Origin of the sequence: Tranquillimonas rosea (assembly GCF_900111315.1) — a bacterium.
In the GTDB taxonomy this organism is placed as follows: domain Bacteria; phylum Pseudomonadota; class Alphaproteobacteria; order Rhodobacterales; family Rhodobacteraceae; genus Tranquillimonas; species Tranquillimonas rosea.
The window spans coordinates 1-19201 of sequence record NZ_FOGU01000023.1; the positions used below are offsets into that span (position 1 = coordinate 1).

Here is a 19201-nt window from a genome sequence, read left to right on the forward strand (position 1 = left end):
TCATCCGTCGCGTTCCAGGATCCATTCGACTTCCGGTGCGGGGAGGAAGCGCCATTTTCGCAGGGGTCCGGCCATGACGTTGAGGTAGTACATCTCGAAGCCGTGGGGGGCGCCGCAGGGGTGGTGGCCGCGGGGGACGCAGACCACGTCGCCGTCCTGCACCGCCATCGTCTCGTCGAGGGAGCCGTCGTCGGTATAGACCCGCTGCACGCCGAAGCCCGAGGCCGGGTTCAGGCGGTGGTAATAGGTTTCCTCCAGGTAGGTGACGCGGGGAAAGTCGTCCTCGTCGTGGCGGTGGCTGGGGAACGACGACCAGTGGCCCGCCGGGGTGAACACCTCGGTCACCAGCAGCGCGTCGCAGTAATCCTCGGCCTCCATCGCGATGTTGTTGATGTGGCGGGTGTTGGTGCCGGTGCCCCGCTCGGTCAGCGCGATCCCCTCGGGGCCGATGCGCCGGGCGGCATGGCCGCCGCGGCCGGGGGCCGAGCAGACCGCGACGACGCAGTCGGTCTCGGCCGTGGCCTGCCACGCGCTGCCGTCCGGCAGGTAGAGGCAATGCGGCGGCGTCTTCTCGAACACGTCCATCCGGTCGCCGAGCACGCCCCAGTCCCGGCCCGCGCCGGTGATCGCGGCCTTGCCCTCGACCATCACCAGGACGACCTCGCGGTCGCCGGTCGCGGCGCCGGCGCTCTCGCCCGCCCGGAGCCGGTGCAGCGCGAAGCCGACATAGCGCCAGCCCGCGCTCTCGGGCGTGATCCGGTGGACCTCGCCATGGGTGCCGAAGGGTCTGTGCAGCAGATGGCTCATGTCTCGCCGTCCTTGTCGTGGTCGTCGGGTGTGTCGGTGGTGTCGGGGCCGGGCGTGTAGGTGACGAAGAGCGCCCAGGTCACCCAGGCCGCCAGCGCCAGGAACAACAGCGCCCAGCCGGCATTGCCGGCCGAGAGCTCGACCAGCCCCCAGCCGGCGGTCACCGCCAGCAGCACGATCCGCACCCAGAGCGGGCGGAACCACGGATGGGTGGTGTCGAACATGCGCTCACGCCCCCCCGGCCGCGGCGGCATCGAGCCCGGTCTCGGCCGCCATGCGCCTGAGCACCGCGAGGCCCATGGACTGGTAGCGCACCGGGTCGCGCACCGCGCTGTCCTGTTCGGCCTCGATCACGAGCCAGCCGGAATAGCCGCCCTCGGCCGCCGCGCGCAGCACCGGCTCGAAGGCCACGGCGCCCTCGGGATCGCCCGGCACCGTGAAGGCGCCGCGCCGCACCCCCTCGAGGAAGGACAACCCGCCCGCGCGCACCTCGGCGGCGATGTCGGCGCGGACGTTCTTGGCATGGATGTGGCTCACCCGACCGATGTACTCCCGCGCCAGCGCCGCCGGGTCGGCGCCGCCGAACCAGGCATGCCCGGTGTCGAGCAGCAGCCGGGTATGGGGGCCCGCCATCTCCATGAAGCGGCGGATGTCGGCCTCGCTCTCGACGATGGTGCCCATGTGGTGATGATAGCCCATCGCCATGCCCTCCTCGTGGGCCACCCGGCTCAGTTCCTCGTAGCCGGCCGAGAAGCGGTCCCACTCGGCCCCGGTCATCACCGGGCGGTCGTTCACCGGCACCCCGTCCGAGCCGTGCACCGTGTTCGAGCATTCGCAGGCATTGATGTGGTCGCCCCCCGCCGCCCGGGTGAACGCGATCCATTCGCGCAGGGCCGCGACCTCGTCCGCGATGTCCCGGACGAGCAGGTTGGTCGAGAACCAGCCCGCGGCGAACCGCAGGCCGTGGCGCTCCAGCGCCGCCTTCAGTGCGGCGCCGTCATCGGGCATCTTGTGGCCCTTCTCGATCCCCTCGAAGCCGATCCGCGCGGCGTCCGAGAGGCATGTCTCGAGGCTGATGTGATCGCCGATCGACCAGTCGTCGTCGTTCGACCAGGCGATGGGGTTCGTGCCGTACAGGATCATTCCGGTCCTCCCTGCCGTCCGGCGCGCGTCAATCGTGGACGCGCTGCTGCGCGGCGTTTGCGTCGTAGCGCTCGCGCGCCTCTTCCAGGCGCGCCGGGCCGCCGGTCCGGGGCACCGCGACATCCCACCAGGCGCCGCCGGCGCCGGTGCCGGGACCGGCATCGGTGTCGATCACGATGACCGAGGGGACATCGCGCCCGCGGGCCTCGACGATCCTCGCCTCGAGATCGGCGATCCCCGCCGCCTTCACCGCATGAGCCCCCATCGACGCGGCATGGGCGACGAAGTCGATCCGCGGCCACACGTCGCTGTCCTTGTACAGGTTGTTGAACTCGGCCCCGCCGCAGCCGATCTGCAGCCGGTTGATGCAGCCGTAGCCGGCGTTGTCGGTCAGAACCACGGTGAACGGCACGCGCCGCGCCGCCGCCGTGGCCAGCTCGGAGTTCGCCATCATGTAGCTGCCGTCGCCGACGAAGCAGATCACCTCCTTCTCGGGCGCGGCGAGCTTGATCCCCATCGCCCCGGCGACCTCGTAGCCCATGCAGGAATAGCCGTATTCCATGTGGTAGCCGCCCGGCGCCGCCTGCCACAGGACCTGCAGCGCCCCCGGCATCGTACCGGCCGCGCACATCGCCACGGTGTTCTCCCGCGCGACCCGCTGCACCGCGCCGATCACCTGCGCGTCGGTGGGCAGATTGTCCGGGCCGTCGTTTTCGGGCAGGGCGGTGACGGTCGCGACCGCCGCGTGCCAGTCGGTCCGCGCCTTCGGATCGTGCGCCTCGAACCGCGTGTCATCCAGCAGACCGGTCAGCCGCTCCAGCGCCACCCGCGCGTCGGACACCAGCGGCGTGGCCATGTGCTTGGCCGCGTCGTGGGGATGCAGGTTGATCGACACCAGCCGCCTCTCGGGGTTGCGGAAGGCCGTCCAGCTCGCGGTGGTGAAGTCCTGGAACCGCGTGCCCACCCCGATCACCAGGTCCGCCGCGGCGCAGAGATCGTTGCCGCAGGCCGACCCCGTCACCCCGGGCGAGCCGAAGTTCAGCGGATGCGCCGCCGCCAGCGCGCCCTTGCCCGCCTGGGTCTCGACCACCGGCACGTTCAGCGCCTCGGCGAAGGCCGCCAGCGCGTCCTCGGCGCCGGAATAGAGCACTCCGCCGCCCGACACGATCACCGGCGTCTCGGCGGACCGGATGAGATCCGCCACCTCCGCGACCTCGCGCGGGTCGGGTTCGGGCCGGCGGATGCGCCAGACCCGCGGCTCGAAGAAGTCCGCCGGATAGTCGAACGCCTCGGCCTGCACGTCCTGGCAGAAGGCCAGGCAGACCGGCCCGCAATTCTGCGGATCGGTCATCACCTGCAGCGCCCGCGGCAGGCAGGTCATCAGGTGCTCGGGCCGGCTGATCCGGTCGAAGTAGCGGCTCACCGGCCGGAACGCGTCGTTCGCGCTGACCGTGCCGTCCTCGAAGTCCTCGATCTGCTGCAGCACCGGGTCGGGCCGCCGGTTGGCGAAGACGTCGCCCGCGATCAGCAGCACCGGCAGGCGGTTCACATGCGCCAGCGCGCAGGCCGTCACCATGTTCGTCGCCCCCGGCCCGATCGACGAGGTCACCGCCATCGCCTTGCGCCGCTTCTGCGTCTTGGCATAGGCGATCGCGGCATGGGCCATGGTCTGCTCGTTCTGGCCGCGCCAGGTGGGAAGCGCGTTGCCCATCCCCTGCAGCGCCTCGCCGATCCCGGCCACGTTGCCGTGCCCGAAGATCGCCCAGACGCCCTCGATGAAGCGCTCGCCGTCTTCCGTCATCTGCGCCGCCAGCCAGCGCGTCATCGCCTGCGCCGCGGTCAGCCGGATCGTCGTCATCGCCCGGTCTCCTTCCCTGTCGTCCCTCATGCCGCGTCCCGCTCGGCCGCGGCGCGCGCCGCGTCCCAGATCCCGCAGAGCCGCGCGTAATTGTCCCGCATCCGCGCCACCGCCGCCTCGTCGCCGATCCGGCCCGCGAACCAGTCCCGCGCCGCCGCCCCGAAGATCGTCCGCCCCACGGCAAAGCCCTTCACCAGCGGGAACCGCGCCGCGCGGGCAAAGCGCGCCGCCAGTGCCTCTTCCGCCGCGTCGAGCCCCAGCACCACGATCCCGCGCGTGTGCCGGTCGTGCCGCTCGATCGCCGCCACCGCCGCCGCCCAGGCGGCATCGCTGTCGAACGGCTCGAGCTTCCACCAGTCGGGATGCACACCCCAGCCATAGACCCGCTCGATGATCCGCGCCGTGGTCTCCGTGTCGACCGGGCCCACCGTCGAGGGGATCACCTCGAGCAGGAATTCCAGACCGTTGCGGCGCGCGGCGTGGAACAGCCGCGTCACCGTCGCCTCCTGGTCCGCCCACATCCCGGCATCGTCGTCGGGATGGCAGAAGCACAGGCACTTCACCACCTGGTCGCGCGGCCAGTTCCGCAGCCCGCCCAGGTCCGGCCCCGTCTCGGGCTCGAGCCGCAGCGGCCGCGACCCCGGCCATTCCACCGGCCGCCCGGTCCACAGGCCGGTGCCCGCGGCGCGGAACAGCGCCTCCTGCCCCAGCCGCCCGTCGCACAGGATGCCGTGGCCGCCCTGCCCCCGCGCGACCGCCTGCGCCGCCTCCAGGCACAGCTCCTTGAACCGCCCGATCCGCGCAGGATCCGCGCCCTCCATCTCTTCGAGCTGCGCCCGGTGGTCGAAGGCGAAGACCCGCATCGTCGACCAGTCGCCGTGCCGGTTGGTCGCCCAGTGGACCTGCTCCAGTTCGGCGTCGTTGCGCAGGTCGGGGCGCACGATGCCGCGGTCGAAGAAGAATTGCAGCTCTTCCCAGCTGGGATAGGCCGGCGTGCAGCCATGCCGGCTGACCGCCAGCGCGCCGCAGGCATTGGCGTATTTGAGCGTCACCGGCCAGGCCTCCCCGTCGAGCCAGCCCTTCAGCAGACCCGACATGAACCCGTCGCCCGCGCCGAGCACGTTGAACACCTCGATCGCGAAGCCCGGCCCCGACTGCCCCTCGTCGAGGCTCTCGGGGATCGCGCCCTCGAACGCCACCGCCCCCATCGGCCCCCGCTTGCAGACCAGCGTCGCCGCCGACACCGCACGCACCGCCCGCAGCGCCTCCAGCGTGTCGGTCGAGCCGCCGGCAATGTGGAACTCCTCCTCGGTGCCCACGATCAGGTCGAAATGGGGCAGCACCTCCTGCAGCGCCCGCGTCACCTCGGCGGATTCCACGAACCGGCTCTCGCCCTCCCCGTGGCCCGCCACGCCCCACAGGTTCGGGCGGTAGTCGATGTCGAGCGCGGTCCGCCCGCCCTGCGCCTTCGCCAGCTCCAGCGCCTTGAGCACCGCCGCGCGGGGCGTCGGGTGGCTCAGATGCGTCCCCGTCGCCACCACCGCCCGCGCCGCGCCGACAAAGGCCGGGTCGATGTCGTCGGCGCACAGCGCCATGTCCGCGCAGTTCTCGCGGTAGAAGATCAGCGGGAACCGCTCGCGGTCGCGGATGCCCAGGATCACCAGCGCCGTCAGACGCTCGGGGTCGGTCCGCACCCCCTCCACCGACACCCCGTGACGCTCCAGCTCCTCGCGGAGAAACCCACCCATGTGCTCGTCGCCAACCCGGCTGATCAGACCCGACCGCAGCCCGAGCCGCGCCGTCCCGCACGCCATGTTCGTCGGGGACCCGCCAATATACTTGTCGAACGACCCCATGTCCTCAAGACGACCCCCAACCTGGCTGCCGTAAAGATCAACCCCAGAACGGCCGATCGTGATAACGTCAAGGGTTTTCATGGCACGCTCCCCGGGCTCCGGAATTGGGGGGAAGAGTATTTGGTGGGGGTGGGGGGTCAACGCTGGCGGGGGCGTCGGGGGATATCATTTGTGAGGGATAATGGATCGCGGCTGACAGGATCTGTCAGGCGAGGGACTCGGGCGTGTAGATGTCGGGGGTGAAGAAGCGTTGGCCCGGCGTGTCGGCCTGGCCCTGGTCGACGGTGCTGGCGGCGAGGGAGAGCAGTTCCGCGACGATCTGCCGGATCGGGGTGCCGAACACGATCGAGACCGTCCCGTTCTGAAGCCCGCGATAGGATTCCGGCGTCAGCTCGTTCACCAGGAGCGCACAGCCCGGGGGCGGGCCGGCCTTTTCGAACGCCTCGATCGCACCCTCCATGCCGCCGCCTGCGACGTAGAGGCCGGCGAGGTCCGACTGGCGTGACAGCAGATCGCCCGTGGCCTCGTAGGTCAGCTCGCGCGTCTCGAGGTTGACCTGCGCTTCCAGCAGCTCGAAACCGGGGCCGTATTCCCGCAGGTAGCTGCGCAATCCGGCCTCGCGCAGCTCGTGGCCGTGATAGCGGTGCGCGCCGATGAAGATGCCGATCTTTCCCGGCCGCGCGGCGATGTGCGAGATCAGCCAGCCCGCCGTGCGGCCAAGGCGCAAGTTGTTGAGGCCAAGATAACTTTCCCGAACACCCTGGGCGAAATCCGACAGCATCGAGAAGGTCGGGATGCCGGCGTCGCGCAGCTCCTGTACCGCCGCCGTCACCTCGTGGTGGTCGATCCCGGTGCTGGCGACGGCATCGACGTGACCCTTGAGACCCAGCAGCAGCTCGGCCTGCTCCTCGGGCCGGGTGGAGCGGGCGAAGCGGATCGTCAGGCGCACGTTCCGGTCGGCGCGGGCGGCGGCCTGGGTCTCGAGCTCGTGCACGAAACTCTGGTAGAAGCTGTGCCGCTCCTTCTGGAGCACGACCCCGACGGACAGTTCGGGCAGGCCCGTCCGTATCCGGCTTCGGATCGCGTTGACGCCGTGATAGCCCACATCCTCGGCCGCCTGCTGGACCTTGCGGGCGGTCTCTTCGCGGACGCGGGCGCGGCCGCTGAGGACGCGGTCGACGGTGGCGACGCTGACGCCGGCGGCGCGGGCGACGTCGGAGATCGTGGGGCGCTTCACGCCCGCCGCTCCGCCGTGAGGGATGACATGAGGTCTATCATGTCTATCAGTCGTAGCAGATCACGCGGACTCTGTAAGGCCCCTCTGCGCGCTCGTGCGAGGCCCTGGCCACGGGCAGGAATGATGGGTTCGAGGGTATGCACGGCGCGTGCACACCCCGTGCACCGCGCGTGCACAGGACGGCATACATCTGCGGCATCGCCGACGACCGGCGACCGGCGGGGCCGGCGGGCGAAGGGGCCGGTCAGGCGGCCTGCCACCGCGGCTCGGGCAGTTCCTCGCGGAAGGCGAAGCGGCGGAGATGGCTCCAGACCACGTCCTTGCCGCTTTCGAGGCCGTCGCGGCTGTCCGAGGAGATCACTATGTCGAGCGCGTCGCTCTCGGCGCGGAAGGACGCGGTGCTGTGCGGAAAGCGACACTCACCCGCCTCGGCCGTGTGCTCTGCCTCGATCTTGTGGGCGAAGTGCTTGCAGAGCTGCTGCAGATACCGGCTGGCATGGGCGGTCGGGATCCGGGTGGCGGTCTTCATCGGGCTTTCCCCCTTTTCCTACCTTTTCCATCGGATTAAAGCGACCCTGAGCGGAAAGCAATTGAGTATTCTGGTCGGGATTGCGACCGGGGCCGGCCATCCGCGTGGAACTGCCTTGCAGAGGAAAGGACACGACATGAAAGCCGCCCTCACCGCCGCGCTGATCCTCGGGGCCGCGCCGGCCCTGGCGCAGGACGTGACGATCCCGACCGCACGGGGCGAAGCCGCCCTGCCCGCCGCGCCCGAGAGCGTGGTGGTCTACGACCTGGCTGCGCTGGACACGCTCGACGCGCTCGGCGTCGGTGTCGACGGCGTGCCGGACATGATCGGCGTCGACTACCTGGACGAGACCGCAGCGGAAGCGCAGGTCGTCGGCACCCTGTTCGAGCCGGATTTCGAGGCGGTGAACGCGCTGTCGCCGGACCTTGCCATCGTCGGCGGCCGGTCGGCCACGCAATACGACGCGCTGTCGGGCATGGTCCCCACAATCGACATGACGATCCCCGGCGAGAGCCTGGTCGAGACCGGCCTGTCGCGCATCGACGCCTACGGCACCCTGTTCCGCCGCGAGGCCGAGGCCGCCGACCTGCGGCAGCGGCTGGAGGACAGGATCGCCACCGCGCAGGACGCCGTCGAAGGTCGGGGCGACGGGCTGATCGTGCTGACCAACGGCCCGAAAGTGTCGGCCTATGGCGCCGGGACGCGGTTCGGCTGGCTGCACACCACGCTGGGCCTGCCCGAGGCCGCGGACACCGACAGCGCGGGGCGCCACGGCCAGCCGGTGAGCTTCGAGTTCATCGCGAACGCCGACCCCGACTGGCTGATCGTGATCGACCGCGCCGCGGCCATCGGCGCCGAGGGCGCGCGGGCCGAGGCGACGCTGGACAACCCGCTGGTGGCCGGTACGACCGCCTGGGAGGCGGAACAGGTGATCTATCTCGACCCGGCGGACACCTATCTGGCCGGCGGTGGCGCGCAGTCGATGGCGCGCACGCTGGACACGATGATCTCCGCCTTCGGCGGCGCGGGCTCGGACAGCTGAACCGGTGACGCGGCGGCGGGTCCATATCGCGCTGTGCGTGGCGGGCTGCGCGCTGCTGATCGCCGCCAGCCTGCTGACCGGTGTGATCGAATTCGGCCCCGCCGCCGCGCTGTCGGACCCCGAGGCGCTGGCCGTGATGGCCGTCAGCCGCATCCCCCGCACCCTCGCCCTCGTGCTGACCGGGGCGACGATGGGCGTTGCTGGGATGGTGATGCAGATGCTGGCCCGCAACCGGTTCATCGAGCCGACAACCGCCGGCACCGGCCAGAGCGCCGCCCTGGGCATCCTCCTCGTCGCGTTCGCGTGGCCCGCCGCGCCGATCTGGGCGCAGATGATCGTGGCGAGCCTGGCCGCCATCGCGGGCAGCGCGGGGTTCCTGCTGCTGATCCGCAACCTGCCCCCCAGCCAGCCGCTGCTGGTGCCGCTGGTGGGGCTGATCTATGGCGGCATCATCGGGGCGGTGGTGACGTTTCTCGGCTATCGTTTCGACCTGCTGCAATATGTCGAGGTCTGGACCAGCGGCGATTTCTCGGGCGTCCTGCGCGGCCGCTACGAGCTGTTGTGGCTGGCCGGCGTGCTGGCCGTGGCCGCCTATGCCGTGGCCGACCGGTTCACGATCATCGGGCTGGGGCGCGACGCAAGCGTGAGCCTGGGGCTGAACTATGTCCGTGTCGCCATTGCGGGACTTTTGGTGGTGTCGGTCGTCACCGCGGTCACGGTCGTGACCGTCGGCATGATCCCCTTCGTCGGGCTGGTGGTGCCCAACATCGTCAGCCGGCTGCGCGGCGACGACCTGCGGGCGAGCCTGCCCTGGGTGGCGCTGACGGGCGCGGTTCTGGTGACGCTGTGCGACCTGATAGGGCGGCTGGTGAACCATCCCTACGAGGTGCCGGTCAGCACGATCTTCGGCCTCGTGGGCGCGGTGGTGTTCCTGTGGCTGCTCTATGCCCGGCCGGCCCGTGCGTGATGGCCGGCTGATCCTGCTGGCCGCCGCCCTGGGCCTGGCCTGTGTCCTGTTCCTGACGGTCGGGGCGCAGGGGGACTGGGCGTTCGTGCTGCGGTTCCGGGGGGCCAAGCTGGGCGCGCTGCTGGTGGTGGGGACCGCCATCGCGGTTGCGACGGTGACGTTCCAGACGGTGAGCGGCAACCGCATCCTGACGCCGTCGGTGATGGGGATCGACGCGCTGTTCCTGCTGTTCCAGACGCTTTTGGTGTTCCTGCTGGGCGGGGCCGGGTTCGCCGCGATCGGCCCGCACCTGCGGTTCCTGGCCGAGGCGGGCCTGCTGATGGGGGCGGCGACGCTGCTGTTCGGGCTGCTGCTGGGGCGGGGGCGCGCGGACCTGCACCGCATGGTCCTGACCGGGATCATCTTCGGCGTGCTGTTCCGCAGCCTGACCGGCCTGATGCAGCGGATGATCGACCCGTCGGATTTCGCCGTGGTGCAGAGCGCCGCCTTCGCGCGGTTCTCGTCCGTCGAGACCGATCTGCTGGGTCTTTCGGCGGTGCTCTGCGCAGTGATCTGCGCCGCGCTCTGGCGGATGCGGCACGCGCTGGACGTGCTGGCGCTGGGACGCGAGGCGGCGATCGGCCTGGGCCTGGCGTATCGCCGCACTGTCATCGCCGCCCTCGCGCTGGTCGCCGCGCTGGTGTCGGTGTCGACCGCGCTGGTGGGGCCCGTCACCTTCTTCGGCCTGCTCGTCGCCGCGCTGGCCCACGGCGTGCTGGCCGACCACCGCCACGCCCGCCTGCTGCCGGCCGCCGCGCTGATGGCGGGGCTGGTGCTGGTGGCCGGGCAGCTGGTGCTGGACCACGTGTTCGACCTGGCCACCACCCTGAGCGTCGTCGTCGAGTTCGCCGGCGGCCTCGCCTTCCTGTTCCTCGTGCTGAAGGGATCCGCCCGATGATCGAGATCGAGTCTGTGAGCCATTCCATCGGCAAGACGCCGATCCTGCGCGATATCTCGGCCACCATTCCCAAGGGTTGCCTGACCGCGCTGATCGGGCCCAACGGCGCTGGGAAGTCGACGCTCCTGTCGCTGGTGGCGCGGCTGGAGACGTTGCAGACCGGGCGCATCCGGGTCGACGGGCTGGACGTGGGCACGACGCCGACCGGCAAGCTGGCGCGGCACCTCGCGATCCAGCGGCAGGACACCACCATCGCCACCCGCCTGACGGTGCGGCAGCTGGTGGGCTTCGGCCGTTATCCCCATAGCCGCGGACGGCCCGGCCGTGCCGACCGCGAAAAGATTGAGGCCGCGATCGGTGCGCTCAACCTCGGGCCGCTGGCCCACCGGTTCCTCGACACCCTGTCGGGGGGCCAGCGCCAGCGCGCGCTGATCGCCATGAGCGTGGCGCAGGAGACCGATTACCTGCTGCTGGACGAGCCGCTCAACAATCTCGACATGGCCCATGCCCGCGGCCTGATGGAGTTCCTGCGGGATCTCGCGGCGCGGCACGGCCGGACGGTCCTGGTGGTGCTGCACGAAGTGAACTATGCCGCCGCCCATGCCGACCACATCGTCGCGATGAAGGACGGCCGGATCGCGGGCCAGGGCCCGCCCGAGACCCAGCTGACCGCCGAGACCATCGAGCGCGTGTTCGAGACGCCGGTCACGATCACCCGCTCCGCCGGACGCCCGGTGGTGCATCATTTCGGGTGAGCCCACCGGACGCCGCCGGAGCGTCAGGCGACCTTGGCCTGGGCGATGGACTTCTTGGGGTCGTAGAACGGACGGTCCACGATCCGGGCGGGGACCGGGCGCTCGCGCATCATCACGGTGACCTCGTCCTCGAGGATCGCGTGCTCGGCCGAGATCAGGGCCAGGGCGATATTCTGCCCCAGCCGTGGCGAGTAGACGGCCGATGTCACCTTGCCGATGGTCTCGCCATCCTTGATGACGGCCCAGAACACCGTGTTCGGCCCGGTGAGCCGCTCGCTCTCGATGACGAGGCCGACCTGCTTTCGCGTGATGCCCTCTTCCTTGATCCGAGCCAGGGCCTGCTTGCCGATGAAGTCGATGTCGGCCTCGACATTGACCAGCCGGCCCAGCCCCAGCTCGTAGGGGTTGGTCTCGGGGTCCATGTCGGCGTGGTAGGACAGCATGCCGGCCTCGATCCGGCGGATCGTCGAGGTGTGACCGGGCTGGAGACCGTGTGGCGCCCCCGCCGCCATGATCCGCTCCCACAGCTCGTCGCCGCGGGTGCCGTCGCGGAGATATAGCTCATACCCCAGCTCGCTGGACCATCCGGTGCGCGACACGACCAGCGGGATGCCGTCGAGCTCGACCTCGCGCAGCCAGAAATACTTGAGGTCGAGGATGTCGTCGCCGAAGAGCTCCTGCATGATCCGGCCGGAGTTCGGGCCCTGCAGCTGCAGGGGCGAGACGTCGGGTTCGCGGATCTGGACGTCCATCCCGGAAAACACCGCGAGGCCCTGCGCCCAGAGAAGGATGTCGCTGTCGGCGAGAGAGAGCCAGAAATGGTTCTCTCCCAGCCGCAGCGCGATCGGATCGTTCAGGATGCCGCCGTTGGCGTTGGTTATGAGGACGTACTTGCACTGACCGACGGCCATCTTCGACAGGTCGCGGGGGGTGAGAAGCTGGGTGAAGCGGGCCGCGTCGGGGCCGGTGATCTCGACCTGGCGCTCGACGGCGACGTCGCACAGGATCGCCGTGTTCACGAGATTCCAGAAATTCTGTTCGGGGTCGCCGAAGTCCCGCGGGATATACATGTGGTTGTATACCGAGAACCCCGCCGCGCCCCAGCGGACCGTGGCGTCGAAATAGGGTGATTTCCGGATCTGCGTTCCGAAGCCAAAGTTCTCCATCATCGACGGGCTCCTCCGATCAAGCCGACTGTCGTCCCCGGACCGTGCGAAGATGTACCGCATGCCGGGCGGACGCCCGCGCGCCCGGTCCCGGGACGCCTCGCGTCACAGGGTCAGGATGCGAGTCCTCCCACCCTGACCGTATGCGTGCGGCCGGGAACATGTTGCCCAATACCGACGCAGCAGGACATGCAACCGGCAGGAGACCGGGGTGGCCTCACGCTTCGCGGCCAGGCTGACCTGCGCAGGGAGTATGCCTGAAAACCCGCGCTCACGCGCCTGCTTCGGGCGCCGCCGCCATGGCGGGCGCCCCGTTGCCGACGGCCCCGGAAAGGTGGTGCGACAGCTCTTGCGCCATGGAGGAGAGCGCCGTCCCGAGGCGTGCGCGGACATCCGGCGTGAAGACCCGCGTCGATCCCGTCGCCCCGATCGACATCGTCGCACCGGGGCCGGTGTCGCTGAGGGGCGCGGCGACCGAGCACATGCCGCGCTCGATCTCTTCGAGACATTCCGCGTAGCCCCGCTGCCGGATGACGTCGAGCTCGGCCTTCAGATCCTCGACCCGCGTGAGCGTGAACTCGGTATAGGCCCGCAGCTGTCCGGCGAGCGTCTTCGACGCCAGCAGGTCCGGAGAGAAGGCGGCCACGGCCTTGGAGCACGAGCATGCATGAAGCGGGCGCTTGCCCAGGCCCGGATGCAGGAAGGAGACCCCGGTATCGGGCGTTTCCACGTGAATGATCTCGACCGCCCGTCCCCGCTGCCGCGACAGGAAGAACGCCGCGCCGTGGGCGGCCGCCGCCTGCCGCAGGGTGGGCGAGACGACCTCGATGAGGGCCGCGTCGGAGTGATCGCTCCGCACGATGCGCTTCAACCGGCTGCCAAGCGCGAAGCGGCCCCGCGCCACCGGTTCGAGAAGCCCGGCGCCGACCAGCTCCTGCACCAGCCGATAGGCCGAGGGCTTGGGCAGCTCGGTGTGGTGGCAGATCTCGGCGACGGTGGCCTCTTCCTTCTGTCCGACCGTTTCGAGGATCAGGGCCAGGCGTTCGAGATACATGCTTTTCTCGTATCGTGAGACATTCATTTTCGATATGCGGGAAAGGTGGAGGACTCAAGGGAGGAGCGCGCGTGATGGACGGAGGATGTTGCGGGCCGGGCTACGCAAGCCCCGCCGAGGCGATCAGGGCGCCGCGGGAAAAGCTGCTCTATACCATCGCGATCTACACCGGGACGGGCATCCAGAAGCCTGATTACCTTGCGACGGTGGATGTCGATCCGGACAGTCCGACCTATTCCCGGGTGATCCATCGCCTCGAGATGCCGGGCATCGGGGACGAGCTGCATCACATGGGCTGGAACGCCTGCTCGTCCTGCCACGACGACGGGTCGATGTCGCGCAAGTACCTGCTGGTGCCGGGCGTGCGGTCGAACAACATCCACATCGTCGACACCGCCACCGACCCGCGGGCGCCGCGCCTGCACAAGGTCATCGACGGGGCCAAGATCAAGGCCAAGACCGACCTGTCGGGCCCGCACACGGTGCATTGCCTGGGCTCCGAGATCATCATCTCGTTCCTCGGCGACGCCAGGGGCGAGGCGCCGGGCGGCTATCTGCACCTGAACAAGGATTTCGAGATCGTCGGCCGCTGGGAGGCATCGATGGGCGACATCCCGTTCGGCTACGATTTCTGGTACCAGCCGCGCCACAACGTGATGATCAGCTCGGAATGGGCGGCGCCCAACACGTTCATGCCCGGCTTCGACCTGGAGGAGGTCGGCCACCTGAAATACGGGCGCCGGCTGCATGTCTGGGACTTCAAGAAGCGCGAACCGGTCGAGGAGATGTATCTCGGCGAGGACGGGCTGATCCCGCTGGAGGTGAAGTTCCTGCACGACCCCGACAGCACCCACGGCTTCTGCGGCGCCGCGCTGAGCAGCAACGTGATCCACTTCTGGAAGTCGGCTTCCGGCACGTGGGAGTGGGAGAAGATCATCGACGTCGAGAACGAGCCGCACCCCGAATGGCCGATCCCGGTGCCGGGGGTGATGTCCGCGATCCTCGTGTCGATGGACGACAGGTATCTCTATCTCAACAACTGGCTGCACGGCGACATGCGCCAGTACGACATCACCGACCCGCACAACCCGAAGCTCACCGGGCAGGTCTACATGGGCGGGCTGCTGGGCAAGGCGCCCGAGGTGAACGGCGTGAGGGTCGCGGGCGGGCCGCAGATGTTCCAACTGTCGCTCGACGGCAGGCGGCTATACGTCACGACCTCGCTGTTCTCGACCTGGGACAACCAGTTCTACCCCGAGATCCGCACCCAGGGCGGCGTGATGGTCCTGATCGACTGCGATGTCGAGAACGGCGGTATGACGATCAACGAGGACTTCATCGTGGATTTCGGCAAGGAGCCGAACGGCCCCAGCCGCTGCCACGAAGCCCGCTATCCCGGCGGCGACTGCACGAGCGACATCTGGCTGTGACCGGGACGCGCACCATAACGCTCGCGAACCGCGGCGGCGCGACCTGCACGGTCGAGGCGCGGCGTCCCCTGCTGGACACGCTGCGCGAGCAGGGAATCGACCTGCCCTATGGCTGCAAGTACGGCGGCTGCATCACCTGCGCGGCCAAGCTGAAGCACGGCGAGGTGGACCAGCGCCGCCAGGTCGCCCTGAACAACCGGCAGCTTTCGCAGGGCTACGTGCTATTGTGCGTCGCGCGGCCGCTGACCGACTGCACGCTGGAGATCGGCGTCGAGAGCCACGACAAGCTCTACCGCAACCCGTTCCTCGACCCTCTCGAACCGCACGAACTGAAGGCGGACATCGCAACGACCAAGGAGCCATAGATGCCTGACACGGCCATCACGCCCCGCTACGATTATTCGCAGGAGTATCTGTCCGACATCCTGCGCTCGGTAAGGAGCATCGCCATGGTGGGGGCCAGCGCCGACAGGACCAAGTTCAGCTACGGCGTCCTCCGCGTCCTGCACGAGACCGGCTACGACATGATCCCGGTCAATCCGAACCCGGCGCTGACCGAGATCCGCGGCATCCCCGTCTACCGCTCGCTGCAGGACATCGACCGGCCGGTGGACATGGTCGAGGTCTTTCGTCCCAAGGAAGAGCTGTACGGGATCACCGAACAGGCCATCGCGATCGGGGCCAAGGTGCTGTGGGCGCAGATCGACGTCTACGACGACCGCGCCGCGCGGCTGGCAGAAGAGGCGGGACTGCAGGTCGTGATGGATCGCTGCCCCAAGATCGAGCTCTTCCGGCCGTTCTGGAAGCCCCGACTCGATCTCGCGATATGACGTGGCCCGGCGTCCGATCGCCGGACGGCCGGACCAGAGAGGGAGGAAAACTGAGATGAACACGGCGACAGCCCCCGACCGCGACCTCGTCACACGGACCGACGGGGACGGCGTGGCGACGCTCACGCTGAACGCCCCGAAGTCGATCAACGCCCTGTCCGAGGCGATGATGGGGGCGCTCTCGCGCACGCTGGACGAGATCGCGGAGGACACCTCCGTCCGGGCCGTCATCCTGCGCGGCAGCGGAGAGCATTTCTGCGCGGGCCACAACCTGAGGGAAATGACCGAGCGCCGGTCCGATCCCGACGGCGGCCACGCCTATTTCCGGGATCTGTTCGCGACGTGCTCGGCGATGATGCTGCGGGTCGTACGGTTGCCGCAGCCGGTGATCGCCGAGGTCAGCGGCATCGCCACCGCCGCCGGGTGCCAGCTGGTCGCGTCGTGCGACCTGGCCGTCGCATCGGAGGATGCACGGTTCGCGACCTCGGGCGTGAACATCGGCCTGTTCTGCTCGACCCCGATGGTGGCGCTGTCGCGGAACGTGCCGCGCAAGCAGGCCATGGAGATGCTTCTGCTGGGAGAGTTCCTGCCCGCCGCGCGCGTGGCCGAGATGGGGCTGGTGAACCGGGTCGTCCCGCGTGACGCGCTGGAGACCGCATCCGCCGAGATGGCCGGCGCCATCGCCGCGAAGTCGCCCGTCGCCATCCGGGCCGGCAAGCGCGCCTTCTACGAACAGGCCGAGATGTCGCTGGAAGAGGCCTATGCACATACCGGCCGCGTGATGGCCGACAACATGATGGCCCGCGACACCGAGGCCGGGATCGGCGCCTTCACCCGCAAGGAGCCCATGCCCGAGTGGTCGGGCACATGATCTACGACGGTCCCGAGCTTGCCCGGTGCGACGCGAACCACACGGCGCTGTCGCCGGTCTCGATCCTGAAGCGGGCCGAGCGCGTGCATCCCGAATTGCCCGCGCAGATCCACGGCGCCATCAGGCGCAACTGGGGCGAGGTCGCCGAGCGCTGCAAGCGGCTGGCCTCGGCGCTGGCCGGCCGTGGTATCGGCAGGGGCGACACCGTGGCGCTGATCGCGCCCAACATTCCCGAGGCGCTGGAATGTGCGCTGGCCGTTCCCATGATTGGCGCGGTGCTGAACGCCAACAACGTGCGCCTCGACGGGGGCACCATCGCCTACATCCTCGACCACGGCGAGGCGAAGGTGCTGCTGGTCGATACCGAGTATTCCGCGATGGCCGCCGAGGCGGTGCGCGAGGCCGGGCGCGACCTGCTGATCGTGGACATCGCGGACCCCGAGGGGCCGGGGGGCGAGCGGATCGGCGCGCTGAGCTATGACGACCTGCTGGCCGAGGGAGATCCCGATTTCGCCTACACGCTGCCGGACGACGAATGGGACGCGCTTGCGCTGAACTATACCTCGGGCACCACGGGTCGGCCGAAGGGCGTGGTCTATTCCCATCGCGGCGCCTGGACCAACGCGGTCAACAACGTCATCACCTGGGAGATGCCGCACCACCCGGTCTACCTGTGGACGCTGCCGCTGTTTCACTGCAACGGCTGGTGCTTTCCCTGGACGATCACGCTGCTTGCGGGGTGCCACGTCTTTCTGCGCGCGCCGAGGGCCGACAAGATCTACGACGCCTTCGCCGAGCACGGCGTCACCCACCTGTGCGGCGCACCGATCATCATGTCGATGGTCTCGGGCGCGACGCCCGAGGACCGGCGCGATTTCCCGCAGCGGGTCCACATGATGACAGCGGCGGCGCCGCCCCCGGCCGGCGTCATCGCGGGACTGGAGGAGATGGGGATCTCCGTCACCCATGTCTATGGGCTGACCGAGGTCTACGGGCCGGCGGTGGTCTGCGCCGAGAAACCCGCGTGGCGGGACCTGCCGCTGAAGGAACGCGCGCGGCTCAAGGCGCGGCAGGGCGTGGCCTACGAATTGCAGGAGGACGTGCTGGTCCTGGACCCCGAGACGGGGCGGCCGGTGCCGTGGGACGGCGAGACCCAGGGCGAGATCGTCCTGCGCGGCAACATCGTGATGAAGGGCTACCTGAAGCAGCCCGAAGAGACGGCGAACGCCTTCAAGGACGGCTGGTTCTGGTCCGGTGACCTGGCCGTGCAGCACGCCGACGGATACATCGAGATCCGCGACCGGGCCAAGGACATCATCATCTCGGGCGGCGAGAACATCTCGTCCATCGTGGTGGAGAACGCACTCTACACCCATGAGGCGGTCGGTCTGGTGGCCGTGGTGGCGATGCCCGACGACACGTGGGGCGAGGTCCCCTGCGCCTTCGTCGAACTGGCGGCCGGCCGCGACGCGACCGAGGACAACCTGCTCGACCATGCGCGGCAGCACCTCGCCGGGTTCCAGCGCCCCAGGAAGGTCGTGTTTCGCGAGTTGCCGAAGACGTCGACGGGCAAGATCCGGAAGAACGAGCTGCGCGATTACGCCAGGAGCCTGGCCGGAGGCCCTACGGCCTAGAGCGCGCGTCGCGGCGCGTCGGTGGCGTGGCCCCCTGCCCGCGCGTGGCAGCGGGGCCATGCGCCGCCGGCCACCGTCGATCCCCGGGCCGAGGCGACGATGGCCGGCACCGGCTTATCGCGGCTCGGTCCGGAGCCCCTGGAGGATCGCCCAGCACAGGAACAGCAGGACCACGGTGAAGATGATGCCCGTGGCATTCACCATCGCCTGAAGCGCCGTCAGGCCCCCGCCGATCAGCAGCACGATGGCCACGATACCCTCGATCGTCGCCCAGAACACGCGCTGCGCCGTCGGCGCCTCGGTCTTGCCGCCCGCGGTGATCGTGTCGATCACGAGGCTGCCCGAGTCCGACGAGGTGATGAAGAACACCAGCACCAGGATGATGCCCAGCGTCGACGTGATCATCGTCAGCGGCATGTCCCCGAACATCGCGAACATCGCCAGCGAGTCGTTATAGTTCTCGATCACGTTCTGGTAGACGCCGCTCTCGGTGCCCAGGTTCGCGACCTGGCTGATCGCGGTGCCGCCGAAGGTGGCCATCCAGAAGACACCGACGAGGGTCGGGATGAGCATCACGCAGGTGATGAACTCACGCACGGACCGCCCGCGGCTGACCCGCGCGATGAACATGCCGACGAACGGCGACCAGGAAATCCACCAGGCCCAGTAGAACGAGGTCCAGCTTTCGCGGAAGCTGTCGTCCTCGCGGCCGATCGGGTTCGACAACGGCACGATATCCATGACGTAGGTCGAGAAGCCGTTCCAGGTGTCCTTGAGGATCTGCAGCGTGGGACCGGCGAGGAACACGAAGAGCAGCAACAGGAAGGCAAAGGCCATGTTGACGTTCGAGAGCACCTTCACGCCCCCGTCGATGCCGCGGATCACCGAGATGAGCGCGATGGACGTCACCCCGGCGATGACGAGGATCTGCGTGTTGAGCGAATCCGGAACGTTGAACACGTAGTGCAGACCCGATGTCGCCTGCTGCGCGCCGAGCCCGAGCGAGGTCGTCAGGCCGAAGAGCGTGGCGAACACCGCGATGATGTCGATGACGTGCCCCGGCCAGCCCCAGACGCGGTCGCCCA

19 protein-coding genes are annotated in these 19201 nt (G+C 69.2%); 9 read left to right on the plus strand and 10 right to left on the minus strand.

The genetic code is table 11. The features are described from left to right. The 7 genes from iolB to BMZ25_RS20125 form a co-directional block, all read right to left on the minus strand. Positions 1-807 carry a 5-deoxy-glucuronate isomerase gene (gene iolB / locus BMZ25_RS20095; protein ID WP_092688240.1) on the minus strand — a complete coding sequence of 269 codons (807 nt, stop codon included), beginning with the start codon at positions 805-807 and terminating at the stop codon, positions 1-3. Beyond that, entirely contained in the window at positions 804-1031 is a 228-nt protein-coding gene (locus BMZ25_RS20100) for a hypothetical protein (RefSeq protein WP_092689424.1), read from the minus strand. Before BMZ25_RS20100 ends, iolB begins: the two co-directional genes overlap by 4 nt. Positions 1032-1035: 4 nt before the next feature. Continuing rightward, complete coding sequence (iolE, locus tag BMZ25_RS20105) at positions 1036-1950, minus strand: myo-inosose-2 dehydratase (protein WP_092688238.1); 915 nt, start codon at positions 1948-1950, stop codon at positions 1036-1038. Positions 1951-1978: 28 nt separating this feature from the next. Continuing rightward, positions 1979-3808, minus strand: coding sequence for a 3D-(3,5/4)-trihydroxycyclohexane-1,2-dione acylhydrolase (decyclizing) (iolD, locus tag BMZ25_RS20110; RefSeq protein ID WP_092688235.1), 1830 nt, complete (start codon positions 3806-3808; stop codon positions 1979-1981). A 26-nt stretch (positions 3809-3834) separates the two neighbouring features. Continuing rightward, positions 3835-5745 carry a bifunctional 5-dehydro-2-deoxygluconokinase/5-dehydro-2-deoxyphosphogluconate aldolase gene (locus tag BMZ25_RS20115; protein ID WP_092696428.1) on the minus strand — a complete coding sequence of 637 codons (1911 nt, stop codon included), beginning with the start codon at positions 5743-5745 and terminating at the stop codon, positions 3835-3837. Between the two features lie 124 nt (positions 5746-5869). Then, the gene (locus BMZ25_RS20120) at positions 5870-6901 is read right to left on the minus strand and encodes a LacI family DNA-binding transcriptional regulator (protein ID WP_092696429.1); all 1032 of its coding nucleotides are present in this window, start codon (positions 6899-6901) and stop codon (positions 5870-5872) included. A gap of 244 nt (positions 6902-7145) precedes the next feature. Beyond that, positions 7146-7430, minus strand: coding sequence for a DUF2218 domain-containing protein (locus tag BMZ25_RS20125; protein ID WP_092696430.1), 285 nt, complete (start codon positions 7428-7430; stop codon positions 7146-7148). 136 nt (positions 7431-7566) lie between these two features. On the opposite strand from BMZ25_RS20125, the gene BMZ25_RS20130 reads away from it, so the two are divergent. Genes BMZ25_RS20130 through BMZ25_RS20145 form a run of 4 tightly spaced genes read left to right on the plus strand, consistent with a single transcriptional unit; the run spans position 7567 to position 11131 of the window. Further along, the gene (locus tag BMZ25_RS20130; RefSeq protein WP_092696431.1) at positions 7567-8472 is read left to right on the plus strand and encodes a siderophore ABC transporter substrate-binding protein; all 906 of its coding nucleotides are present in this window, start codon (positions 7567-7569) and stop codon (positions 8470-8472) included. Between the two features lie 25 nt (positions 8473-8497). Further along, complete coding sequence (locus BMZ25_RS20135) at positions 8498-9439, plus strand: ABC transporter permease (protein WP_177190554.1); 942 nt, start codon at positions 8498-8500, stop codon at positions 9437-9439. Continuing rightward, positions 9417-10376, plus strand: coding sequence for an iron chelate uptake ABC transporter family permease subunit (locus BMZ25_RS20140; protein WP_092696433.1), 960 nt, complete (start codon positions 9417-9419; stop codon positions 10374-10376). Before BMZ25_RS20135 ends, BMZ25_RS20140 begins: the two co-directional genes overlap by 23 nt. Then, positions 10373-11131, plus strand: a complete 759-nt coding sequence (locus BMZ25_RS20145; protein WP_092696434.1) for an iron ABC transporter ATP-binding protein — start codon at positions 10373-10375, stop codon at positions 11129-11131. Before BMZ25_RS20140 ends, BMZ25_RS20145 begins: the two co-directional genes overlap by 4 nt. 23 nt (positions 11132-11154) lie before the next feature. Here BMZ25_RS20145 and BMZ25_RS20150 read toward each other — a convergent pair whose 3' ends face one another. Together BMZ25_RS20150 and BMZ25_RS20155 are read right to left on the minus strand one after the other, a co-directional pair. Next, a complete protein-coding gene (locus BMZ25_RS20150; RefSeq protein WP_218142579.1) occupies positions 11155-12300 on the minus strand; it encodes a glycine cleavage T C-terminal barrel domain-containing protein in 1146 nt (381 codons plus the stop codon). A 268-nt stretch (positions 12301-12568) separates the two neighbouring features. Then, the gene (locus BMZ25_RS20155; RefSeq protein ID WP_092696435.1) at positions 12569-13351 is read right to left on the minus strand and encodes an IclR family transcriptional regulator; all 783 of its coding nucleotides are present in this window, start codon (positions 13349-13351) and stop codon (positions 12569-12571) included. A gap of 74 nt (positions 13352-13425) precedes the next feature. Here BMZ25_RS20155 and BMZ25_RS20160 point away from each other — a divergent pair, with 74 nt between their 5' ends. The 5 genes from BMZ25_RS20160 to BMZ25_RS20180 are packed head-to-tail and all read left to right on the plus strand — an operon-like array spanning position 13426 to position 18116. Continuing rightward, positions 13426-14781: a selenium-binding family protein gene (locus BMZ25_RS20160; RefSeq protein ID WP_177190552.1), complete on the plus strand. Its 1356-nt coding sequence runs from the start codon at positions 13426-13428 to the stop codon at positions 14779-14781. After that, on the plus strand, positions 14778-15146 hold the full coding sequence (locus tag BMZ25_RS20165; protein WP_092696437.1) for a 2Fe-2S iron-sulfur cluster-binding protein: 369 nt from the start codon (positions 14778-14780) through the stop codon (positions 15144-15146). The genes BMZ25_RS20160 and BMZ25_RS20165 overlap by 4 nt, the downstream gene beginning before the upstream one ends. Continuing rightward, the gene (locus BMZ25_RS20170; RefSeq protein WP_092696438.1) at positions 15147-15611 is read left to right on the plus strand and encodes a CoA-binding protein; all 465 of its coding nucleotides are present in this window, start codon (positions 15147-15149) and stop codon (positions 15609-15611) included. A 55-nt stretch (positions 15612-15666) separates the two neighbouring features. Further along, a complete protein-coding gene (locus tag BMZ25_RS20175; protein ID WP_092696439.1) occupies positions 15667-16482 on the plus strand; it encodes an enoyl-CoA hydratase in 816 nt (271 codons plus the stop codon). Next, positions 16479-18116 (plus strand): acyl-CoA synthetase, encoded by a 1638-nt coding sequence (locus BMZ25_RS20180; RefSeq protein WP_092696440.1) that lies wholly within the window; start codon positions 16479-16481, stop codon positions 18114-18116. Before BMZ25_RS20175 ends, BMZ25_RS20180 begins: the two co-directional genes overlap by 4 nt. Before the next feature lie 114 nt (positions 18117-18230). Here BMZ25_RS20180 and BMZ25_RS20185 read toward each other — a convergent pair. After that, positions 18231-19201, minus strand: a 971-nt coding sequence (locus BMZ25_RS20185; RefSeq protein ID WP_177190553.1) for a BCCT family transporter, incomplete at its 5' end; no start/stop codon positions are given.